This is a genomic window from Neisseria sp. HMSC03D10 (assembly GCF_001807625.1).
GTDB classification, from domain to species: Bacteria; Pseudomonadota; Gammaproteobacteria; order Burkholderiales; family Neisseriaceae; genus Neisseria; species Neisseria mucosa.
In genome coordinates, this window is the sequence record NZ_KV789478.1 from 1 (window position 1) to 10,638 (window position 10,638).

Below are 10,638 nucleotides of genomic sequence, written 5' to 3' on the forward strand. Positions count from 1 at the left end.
TTGCTATGATACGGGTGTTTCGATATACAAGAATCAGTGGATATTTGAAACAAAAACAGCCGAAAATCTTTATTTGGATCTCGGCTGTCGGAAGGAAAGGAATTTTGCAAAGGTCTCTCCGTACCTTTAATCTATGAAAAACTAAACTTATGCAGTTTCGTTATATAAAAGGCCGTCTGAAACTGGATTTCAGACGGCCTTTGCGATTATTTCACAAACCGTACATCTGCCATAAACGGCCGTGTAGCGGCTGGTTTGGCGGAATAGAAGCGGGAGAAAGTGCTGTCGATTTTGGTCTGTATCGGCTTACCGTCCAATGTTGTCGATGCTTCCAATTTCACACCACCGCCACTGGTTTCGCCCAATTTCATATTTGGCAACGTCAGTTTGGCAATATTGAGTTTCACATTTTCCACTTTGGTATCGGGAGACATCAGCTGCTTGCCGACCGGACGGATTTTTTCACCCTCATCATGAGGCGCGGCACCACCGTTGTCGTCAACTACGCCGATATTAATCAATCTGGCAGACGCCAAATCCATCTTGCCGTTTTTGACCGGAATGCCGACAAACAGTTTTACGCCGCGATGAATGAACGTATTGTCCCGCCACTGAGTTTGGCCTTCTTTCGGCGGTTTGGTTTCTGCCGCCACCGAATAAGTGCGGCCCATAATCATCAATTTATAACCTGGAATTTTTTTCGAACCTAATCCATCAGTGATATCTTCGACCAGTTGCGGCGCAGTCAGGGTTTCGTTTGCCAAAATACGGGCTGAAGTTTCTGCCAGATGGGCAGGCTTGCCGTCTATGGTCAATGCCTGTTCATGGCCGAAATCAGACGCAAATGCAGGCACGGCGGCCAGTGCAGCGGCCAATGCTAGAATACGGATGGTTTTCATTGCAGACTCCTTAAAAATGTAATTGGGTTGATTACCCAATAAAATCCGGGCGATATTGGTAGGAGTCAATATTTTTATATAAATGATACAGATTATCAAGAATATTTGTATTTCAAAATAAAAAAGGCCGTCTGAAACCTAGTTTCAGACGGCCTTTTCAATCTACTTAAAACCTTCTATCAGTCTTTGAAGCGTTTGAATACCAATGTGCCGTTGGTACCGCCAAAGCCGAAGGAATTGGAGATGGCAACGTCGATTTTCGCGTCACGCGCTTTGTTGGCACAGTAGTCCAGATCACAACCGGCTTCAACGTCTTGTTCAAAGATGTTGATGGTCGGTGGAGATTTTTGCTCGTGTACTGCCAACACGCTGTACAACGCTTCCACGCCGCCTGCCGCGCCGAGCAAGTGGCCGGTCATGGATTTGGTGGAGTTGACAATAACTTTACGGGCATGGTCGCCCAGCGCGCGTTTGAGCGCTTTGGTTTCGTTGGCATCGCCCAACGGAGTGGATGTACCGTGTGCGTTGACGTAATCGACGTCTTCGGGATTCAGTCCGGCATCTTTCAACGCGCGGGTAACCGCCAATGCAGGGCCTTCTTCGTTCGGAGCGGTGATGTGGTAGGCATCGGAACTCATGCCGAAACCGACGATTTCGGCGTAAATTTTCGCGCCGCGTTTTTTCGCGTGTTCCAATTCTTCCAACACCAGCACGCCCGCGCCTTCGCCGATAACGAAGCCGTCGCGACCTTTGTCCCACGGACGGGAAGCGGTGGCGGGATCGTCGTTGCGGGTGGAAAGGGCTTTCATGGCTGCGAAGCCACCGACGCCCAAAATGCTGATGGCGCCTTCGGCACCGCCTGCAATCATCACGTCCGCGTCGCCGTATTTAATCAGTCGGGCGGAGTCGCCGATGGAGTGCGCGCCGGTGGTACAGGCGGAAACCATGCCGTAGCTGGGGCCGCGGTAGCCTTTGAGGATGGTAACGTGGCCCGCAATCAGGTTAATCAGCGAACCGGGAATAAAGAAAGGATTGATTTTACGCGCGCCGCCTTCGATAACGGCTTTACCGGTGGCTTCGATGCTGGGCAGACCGCCGATGCCGGAGCCGATGTTCACGCCGACACGGTCTTTATCGAGGCTTTCCAATTCGTCCAAACCGGCATCGCTGATGGCTTGCAGTGCGGCGGCGATGCCGTAATGGATGAACACGTCCATGCGGCGGGCTTCTTTCGCGCTGATGTATTGGCCGATGTCGAAGTCGCGCACTTCGCCGGCGATTTGGCTGTTGATGTCGGATGCGTCAAAGCGGGTAATCCGGCCGATGCCGCTTTTGCCTGCGAGCAGGTTGCTCCATGCGGTGGCGACGTCGTTGCCGACCGGTGATACTTGGCCGAGGCCTGTGATGACTACTCTTCTCTGACTCATGATAATCTCGCTGTTGGTTTTCGGTGGGATGCGGCAAGATGCCGTCTGAAAATGAAAAAGCGGTTCGGAACGGGATTCCGGGCGGCTATTATAACGGATTCCGACCCGCATATATAAGGTAAAAGCCTCTATTGCGCTAACGCAGCAGAGGCTGGAGTGTTTGGTTCGGCCGATTAGCCGTTGTGGGCGTTGATGTAGTCGATAGCCAGTTGTACGGTAGTGATTTTTTCGGCTTCTTCATCGGGAATTTCGCAACCGAAAGCTTCTTCCAAAGCCATAACCAGTTCTACGGTGTCCAAAGAATCTGCACCCAGGTCGTCTTGGAAGGAAGATTCATTTTTGACTTCGGCTTCGCTTACGCCCAGTTGTTCAGCAACAATTTTCTTAACTTGTTGTTCGATGTTTGACATATCAGTCGTTCCTTTTGCCTTGCGGCGGGTTGTTTAAGAGAAATAAATTCGTCGGTATTGTACCGAGTTCGGATAGAGTTTTCCATCTAAACCTGCATTCTAACACAGATTATTCTGGAAAAACCTGTTGTTGTGCATATTAGCATAGCCTGATTTTAACCTACAAGCGGGAATTTGTTTTTCTTTGGTATCAATAAGTTAATAAGCGGAAAGGTCGTCTGAAAACTGATTTCCCCGTTTCAGACGACCTTTTTATGAGATTAATGGGGGCTTGGAAGTTAATGAGTAGCGTGGGCCTCGTCCGCAAGCCTGTTGTCCACAATTTGAATTTAGCGGTTATTCTTGCATTTATATCGTGGGTAGAACCCACGCTACTCGTTGTTGCAACGGAACTTGTCCCTTCCCCCGTCCGGCGGGGGAAGGTTGGGATTGGGGTGGCTTTTGGAGTTTAGGTCAAATCAAATTCGTACAGTCCGCAGAGCCACCCTCTCCCCAGCCCTCTCACGCGAGACGGGAGAGGGGGCAGGTTGCAGGCAAAAATAAGGTCGTCTGAAAACTTTGGGATTTGGGTGTTAGGGAAACACGTTCACGTTCATTTTCAGACGACCTTTTATTCAATCAAGGCAGATTTGGGATAACCCAAGTAGCGTGGGCTTTGCCCACGAAATCCACCATCCAACAACTAAATCCGACAACAGTCACATAGACTTTCATTTTGGCATTCATCTCGTGGGTAAAGCCCACGTTACGGCTTGCTGTAACGGCAACTTTGCCCTTCCTTCATCTAACGGAGGAAATTTGCGTACGTATGCTAATATATTGCGAGAATTGTGCCTGTCAGATTTAGCCGTAATGGCAAGGCATTATTTCATTACTCAAAAATTCTCTATGAATTAGATATTTAAAATAAAATATTAAAATTTTAGGATACGCACATGCAAGATCAGGAAGAAAGTAAAAATCAGGAAATACAAGAAAAGCAGGAACAAGAAGACAAGGGTGCCATGACCAAGTTGCAAGATGTGTTCAATCTTGCGCATGACCAAGCTCATCCCGATAAGATCGATGCCACTATCCGTACCAATACTCGGGTGTCCGGAACGAATATGTGGGTATTGATGTTTGCCATTGCTGTGGCGAGTATCGGTCTAAATGTAAACAGCACGGCGGTAGTGATCGGAGCGATGTTGATTTCCCCGTTGATGGGGCCGATCGTCGGTATGGGTTACGGTTTGGCGGTGGGCGATACTGCGCTGATCCGCCAAGCGGTGCGCAATATTATGGTATTCGTCGCCATCAGTTTGGTTACTGCTACACTGTATTTTCTATTAACCCCGCTTAAAGAGGCGCAAAGCGAGCTTTTGGCGCGTACTCAGCCGACCCTTTGGGATGTGTTGATTGCCTTCTTCGGCGGTAGTGCGGGCATTGTGGCGCTGACCCGAAAAGAAGGAGGCAATGCCATACCGGGTGTGGCGATTGCGACCGCATTGATGCCGCCCCTGTGTACTGCGGGCTACGGACTGGCACATGGCAACTGGCAATATTTTTTCGGCGCTTCATATCTTTTTGCCATCAACTGCGTGTTCATAGCTTTTTCGACCTTGTTGTTTTCCAAACTGCTCAAGCTGCCGCGCAGGGGGTTGGTAACGGAATCCAAACGCCGGTTGCAAAGTATCATGATTACTGTTGTCGTGTTGGCTGTGATGATTCCGAGCGGCTATATGGCATCAGGACTGGTGCGCCAGGAACTGTTCAACACAAAAGCCAATGCCGCGATCACCGCCGCGCAGCAGCAGGAAAGTTTTTTTGTTCTTCGTAAGATATTGAACTACAAGGAAAATAAAGTCGGTCTGATTGTCAACGGAACGGGTAATGCCGAGAAAATCATCGCCCTGTTGGAAAAAAGCCTTAATGCGTCGGGGGTAAAAGAGCCGGAGGTGAACGTGGTTTATGCGGGAGGGGATGGTGCCAAAATCGAAGAATTGCTGGCAAGCCGAAACAATCCGGTTCAGCAGCAAAATGAACTGAAAGAGCAGCAGGCCTATATCGATACCGTGCTTGCGGGCAAAACTGCCGATACCGCCGGTGCTGACGATGCAGCGGTACTCAAGGAATTAAAAGCCCAATATCCGGAAGCGGAAAAAATCGTTGTCGGACGCGGCTTGGTTTGGGAGAAAGCGCAAACAGAGCCTGTTTCCGAGCAGCCTGAAAGCGGCAAAAATACTAAATCGGAAACAGGCGAACATGACGATATTGTCGTGGTTTCGCTCGAATTTAAGGAGTCTTTGCCTGCCAAAGACCGCGAACGCTTACAGGCGTGGTTGAACCAGCGTTATGAGGGTAAGGCCGTGCGCATGTTTGTGAACACTCAAGTTTCAGATATATAACCCGTTTCACAAATACTCCGCCTGTCGGCTTTATCCGTTTTCAGGAAATAATTTTATTCTTTAACGACCAAATCCGCCTCAAACACGCCCCTTAAGGCGTTGGAGAGGCGGATTTCTTCGGCGTGTTCCAGCATGGCGCGGGTGATGTGCGTTTCGATAACTGCGTCTGCGCCCAAGTAGGCTTGCGGCTGCTGCAATATGGCTTGGCGCATGACGCCGTTGAGGATGTCCAAATCCAGAGACGGGGTGAGCCATTGCCCTTGGTATTTGATGAACACGTTGCTTCTGCCGCCTTCGAGCAGGAGGCCGTCTGAATTGAAAAACAGGCTGTCGAACGCGCCTTGTGTTTCGGCGGTTTGCCATGCTTGGTCGAAGAGGGTGCGGCCGGTGGTTTTGAAGCGGCGCAGGTAGTCGTGGCGCGGGAGGGGTTGCGGGGCGGGGATAACACGCTGCGGGGCAGGTAGTTCGGCGGTGGCGGCATGGCTGAGGATGAGGTCGTCTGAAACGAGTTCGGCTTTCAGGCGGAAGAGACCGTCGGACAAGTCGGCGGTGTATTGCCGGATTCGGGTCTCGCAGTCGTCGGGCAGGGGCAGGTTGAGGGCTTGGGCGGAGGTTTTCAGACGACCTAAATGCAGGTCGAGCAGGCGGCATTGCTTGTTTTCCACGCGTATGGTTTCGAAGATGCCGAAGGCGGGGCGCAATTCGTTGAGGAAACGGGCTTTCCAGCCGCATTCGCGATATTCGGCGGCGGGGTCGCTGTCGATGACGATGCCGGAACCGACGCCGTACACTCCGTGATAGAGGTCGTCTGAAACGGGTTTGAGCGACAAGGTGCGGATGACGACGTTGAATATGCCTTCAAACCCCAGTCCGCCCGCGCAGGGTTTCAGGTAGCCGATGCTGCCGGTGTACAGGCCACGCGGTTCGGCTTCGAGCGATTCGATAATCTGCATGCTCATACGTTTGGGCGCGCCGATGATACTGCCGCAGGGGAAGGCGGCGCGGAGGATGTCGGCGGCGCTAATGTGCGGCAGGGCTTGGGCTTGGATGGTGCTGGTCATCTGCCAGACGCTGCCGAAACGTGATACTTTAAACGGCTCGGGCACGCATACTTTGCCGGTTTGGGCGATTTTGCCGAGGTCGTTGCGCAACAAATCGACAATCATCACGTTTTCAGCGCGGTTTTTCGGGTCGGCTTGCAACTCGGCGGCGCGGCGTTCGTCTTGCCCGTCGCCCAAAATCGGCGCGGTGCCTTTCATCGGTTCGGTGCTGATGGTGCCGTCCGCACCGATTTTGAGGAAGAGTTCGGGCGAGAAACACAGCGTCCACGCGGATTTCCCTGCCGCATCGGGCAGGTGGGACAAAACGGCATAGGGGACGGGCTGGCGCAGGCGGCGGTAGAGGCTGACGGGGTTGCCGTAGGCTTGCAGGTGCAGGCGGGTGGTGTAGTTGATTTGATAGGTGTCGCCGCGCCGGATGGCTTCGTGGATTTGGCGGATGTGATCGAGGTAATCGGCTTCGGATACGGAGGATTGCGGCGTGGAAGTACCGGCGGGGAGGTCGTCTGAATTTTGGGCAAGCCAGCTTTCGGCATCGATGTCGGCGCAGTCGGCAAACCAGTGCAGGGCAAGATTGCCGCCGCGTTCGGACGCTATCCCCATCAGCGGCAAACCGAATTCGTAGTCTGCAAACAACACAGCATGCAGCCCTTTTTGCCAGCCCTTTTGCAGCGTATCGTCCAGCGAATCCAGTTCGTTATGATGGAAAAGGCGGCTTTCCACATGATTTTGATAGAGTTTTGCGCGGCCGCTTACGGCATCGTCAAACAGGGCGAAATAGGGCATGGCTGTGGTGCAAATAGCCTGATTATACGCTGGTTTTACACAAATTAGCAGACCGCGCCGAAAAAAATGGGGCAGTGTAATTTTATGTAGTCCGCTGAGGGGCAAAGGAGTAGAATCAAACCATACCACACCATATCATTTCAAACTTAATCAATAAGGAGACCCTATGGCAGATCATCAGTTAGAACCATTTGAAAACGTTGAATTGGGCGAAAAGCAAGACCAGTTGCAAGTTTTCGAAAAAGCCGTTTTGGAACACGAAGGACGCGGTACGGACGAAGATTCCGGCAGCGCACCGCTTCCCGCCAATTACCCCTACAAACAACGTATGCGCCGCGCCGCATACGAAAAAGAAAAACAAAAGCTGCAAATCGAATTGCTGAAAGTGCAAAGCTGGGTCAAAGACTCTGGCCAACGCATCGTCAGCCTGTTTGAAGGCCGCGACGCCGCAGGCAAGGGCGGTACCATCAAACGCTTTATGGAACATTTGAACCCGCGCGGAGCGCGCGTCGTCGCACTGGAAAAACCGACCACCACCGAACGCGGCCAATGGTATTTCCAACGCTACATCCAAAACCTGCCGACCGCGGGCGAAATGGTCTTCTTCGACCGCTCATGGTACAACCGCGCCGGCGTAGAGCGCGTGATGGGCTTCTGCGAACCCAACGAATACCTGCTCTTCATGCGCCAAACCCCCGAATTGGAACGTATGCTCGTCGCCAGCGGCATCCACCTCTTCAAATTCTGGTTCTCCGTATCCCGCGAAGAACAACTGCGCCGCTTCATCTCCCGCCGTGACGATCCCCTGAAACACTGGAAACTCTCCCCTGTGGACATCCAGTCGCTCGACCGCTGGGACGACTACACCGAAGCCAAAAACGCCATGTTCTTCCACACCCACACCGGCGACGCGCCTTGGGTCATCATCCGTTCCGACGACAAAAAACGCGCCCGCCTCAACTGTATCCGCTACTTCCTGCATCAGTTGGACTACCCGGGCAAAGACGTGAAAGCCATCGGCAAAGTGGACGAAAAAATCGTCCTCGTTCCCGATACGCGCTACAAAGAGAAAACCGTCGATATCGGTCACGACTGATTGAGTGGTCAGCCGTTTGAGCAGTAAAAAGGTCGTCTGAAAACCTGAAATACGGGTTTTCAGACGACCTTTTATTTGTGTGGTAAAGGTCATGGATATTGACTGTCGTATGCACTTAGATCTGCCACAAAACTTGCGCATTCCTCAAAATTACAATATAAATAGAAACAATTATTATTTGATTTACAGGTACGCTTCATGAAACAAAAGGCAGTCGTTTGCGCTTTAAGTGCATTGTTTTCCCAACATTATTTGTATGCAGCTGATGTTCAGCCTGCCCAGCAAGTAGAGCTGGCGCCCGTGTTGGTTACCGCCGACCGTAACGCGCAAACGCTGGACAAAGCCGCGCCGAATGTGTCAGTTATCGGGCGCAAGACCTTAAACCAAGCGTCGGCGCAGAATTTGGACGACATGGTTTTGTACGAACCCGGCGTCAGCGTGCCGTCTGATAACAACCGTCGCGGTCATGCGGGCATCAATATCCGCGGCATAGACGGCAACCGCATCCTGATGATGGTGGACGGCGTACGCATTCCCGAATCCTACGCGGGCGGGGGCTCCAACGGCGCGATTTCGGGACGCGATATGGTCGAAAGCGACACGCTCAAGCAGGTCGATATTGTCAAAGGACCTTATTCCGCGCTCTACGGCAGCGATGCGCTCGGCGGCGTGGTGAACATGGTCACGCTCTCACCGAGTGATTTCGTCGATGCGGACAAACGCGGTCATTTCGGTTTGAAATACGGCTACCGCAGCCGCGACCGCAGCCACGGCGTAACGGCGACAGCCGCCGGTTTCCATGAAAACGCCGAAGGTCTGCTGATGCTGACGCGCCGTCAAGGACACGAAACGGAAAACATGGGCGGTGACAAAAGCTACTCGACTTCGCGCACCGCCACCAATCCGCAGAAAAACAATGCCTACAATATTTTGGCAAAAGGCAGTATCGGCAACGAACGCCACCGTTTTGAAACCTTGTACGAACAGTATTACCACGCCAACGACACCGTGTTGGCAAACGGCTTGGGTTCGCAATCGCGCGGACCGGTAACGGTGGTGACTTCGGAAAGCAACGCCCGCGACCGCATCCGCCGCCAACGCATTGAAGCGGGCTACCGCTATACGGGCGAAGGTCGTCTGAAAGAAGCGAACCTGACCGCCTATCAGCAAAAACTGCGCACGGAAGACGATGCCGTCGATGTCAGCATTACCCGCATGGGCGCGCGCCAACTGGGCAACTCGACCCGCTATTCCGATTACGGCTTCGAGCAAGTGATACGCGGCTTGACCGGACGCGGCGTGTGGGAATTTGACGGCGCGGTCAAACAAACCGTCGTTGCCGGTGCCGAATACAAACATACGGAAACCGCCCGTCCGCGCGACAGCCTGACGGTGGACAACCTGACCGGCGCCGTCAGCAAAACCTATGCGGGCAGCACCTATCCGAACAAAACCTTCCCCGACAGCAAACGCAAAACCGTCAGCCTGTACGCGCAAGACAGCCTGACCTTCGGCAACAGCATCGTCCTGACCCCTGCCCTGCGTTATGAAAAAGACAGGCTGACCACCGAAACCGACCAAGCCTATCTCAACGCCAACCCCGACGGCACGGCAACCCGCTTCAACGATTCCGCGCTCACGCCCAGCCTACGCCTGAGCGTACCGATGGGCGAACAGTTCACCGGTTTCGCCACCTATTCACAAGGCTTCCGCACGCCGCCGTTTGATAGCGCGACCATGGCGTTTGCCAACACGACCTACGGCTATGCCGTCATCCCGAATGCCAACCTCAAATCCGAACGCTCCAACAGCTTCGAATTGGGCATGAAGTTCAAAAACGAACGCGCCCGCGCACAAGTTACCGCGTTCTACAACCGTTACCGAAACTTCATCGACCGCACCGAAGTCGGCACTGCCACCATAGGCGGCCGCCCGATTATCCAGTACCAATATCAAAACCTGGATAGGGTCAAAACCTACGGTGCCGAAGCCTCCGCCGCCTACAAATTCCTGCCGGGCTGGCAGGTTTCCGGCAGCATCGCTTGGATGCGCGGCAAGCAGCAAGACGGTACGCCGCTGGATTCCGCCTATCCGCTAAACGGCGTTTTGGGATTAGACTACGCACAAGAAAAATGGGGCGTCGATACCAAACTGCGCTGGTCGAAAAAACACAGCCGCGTCAGCAGCGACAGTGTTTTCCAAGCGCCGGGCTACGGCGTATGGGATGTCGGCGCGTGGTACAAGCCGTCTAAAAACGTCGAAATCGGCGCGAACATTTACAACATCGGCAACAAAAAATACTGGCAACACGCAGACGTCGCCGGCATGAGCCGCTCAAGCGTGATGGATTTGTACACTGAAACCGGCCGCAATTTCGCCGCCCGCGTGCAGCTTAAGTTTTAACATGAACCCAAGAGGTCGTCTGAAAACAAGCCATGAGTTGAATGCCTCATCACTAAGGCCAAAAGCAAACCAAGCCTTTGATTTTTCAGACGACCTCAAACCATTCCACCAATATAGTGGATTAACTAAATCAGAACAATGCGACGAAGCCGCAGACAGTACAGATAGTACG

At 52.8% G+C, this 10,638-nt stretch carries 7 protein-coding genes; 3 read left to right on the forward strand and 4 right to left on the reverse strand.

Annotated features, from left to right (window positions below):
• Positions 1-206: 206 nt before the first annotated feature.
• The 3 genes from HMPREF3066_RS00295 to acpP all read right to left on the reverse strand — a co-directional run bounded on the left by HMPREF3066_RS00295 (position 207) and on the right by acpP (position 2,736).
• A complete protein-coding gene (locus HMPREF3066_RS00295) occupies positions 207-899 on the reverse strand; it encodes a hypothetical protein (protein WP_060975600.1) in 693 nt (230 codons plus the stop codon).
• Between the two features lie 179 nt (positions 900-1,078).
• Complete coding sequence (gene fabF / locus HMPREF3066_RS00300; RefSeq protein WP_070439774.1) at positions 1,079-2,326, reverse strand: beta-ketoacyl-ACP synthase II; 1,248 nt, start codon at positions 2,324-2,326, stop codon at positions 1,079-1,081.
• Positions 2,327-2,499: 173 nt separating this feature from the next.
• Positions 2,500-2,736 (reverse strand): acyl carrier protein, encoded by a 237-nt coding sequence (acpP, locus tag HMPREF3066_RS00305; protein WP_039406310.1) that lies wholly within the window; start codon positions 2,734-2,736, stop codon positions 2,500-2,502.
• 935 nt (positions 2,737-3,671) lie between these two features.
• Here acpP and HMPREF3066_RS00315 point away from each other — a divergent pair.
• Positions 3,672-5,123, forward strand: a complete 1,452-nt coding sequence (locus HMPREF3066_RS00315; protein ID WP_070439771.1) for a TIGR00341 family protein — start codon at positions 3,672-3,674, stop codon at positions 5,121-5,123.
• A gap of 53 nt (positions 5,124-5,176) precedes the next feature.
• On the opposite strand, the gene HMPREF3066_RS00320 is transcribed toward HMPREF3066_RS00315, so the two are convergent.
• The gene (locus HMPREF3066_RS00320) at positions 5,177-6,967 is read right to left on the reverse strand and encodes a bifunctional chorismate-binding protein/class IV aminotransferase (RefSeq protein WP_070439772.1); all 1,791 of its coding nucleotides are present in this window, start codon (positions 6,965-6,967) and stop codon (positions 5,177-5,179) included.
• Between the two features lie 166 nt (positions 6,968-7,133).
• Between HMPREF3066_RS00320 and ppk2 the strand changes: the two genes are divergently transcribed.
• A complete protein-coding gene (ppk2, locus tag HMPREF3066_RS00325; protein WP_003766403.1) occupies positions 7,134-8,063 on the forward strand; it encodes a polyphosphate kinase 2 in 930 nt (309 codons plus the stop codon).
• 198 nt (positions 8,064-8,261) lie between these two features.
• Positions 8,262-10,466 carry a TonB-dependent hemoglobin/transferrin/lactoferrin family receptor gene (locus tag HMPREF3066_RS00330; protein WP_070439773.1) on the forward strand — a complete coding sequence of 735 codons (2,205 nt, stop codon included), beginning with the start codon at positions 8,262-8,264 and terminating at the stop codon, positions 10,464-10,466.
• Positions 10,467-10,638 lie beyond the last annotated feature (172 nt).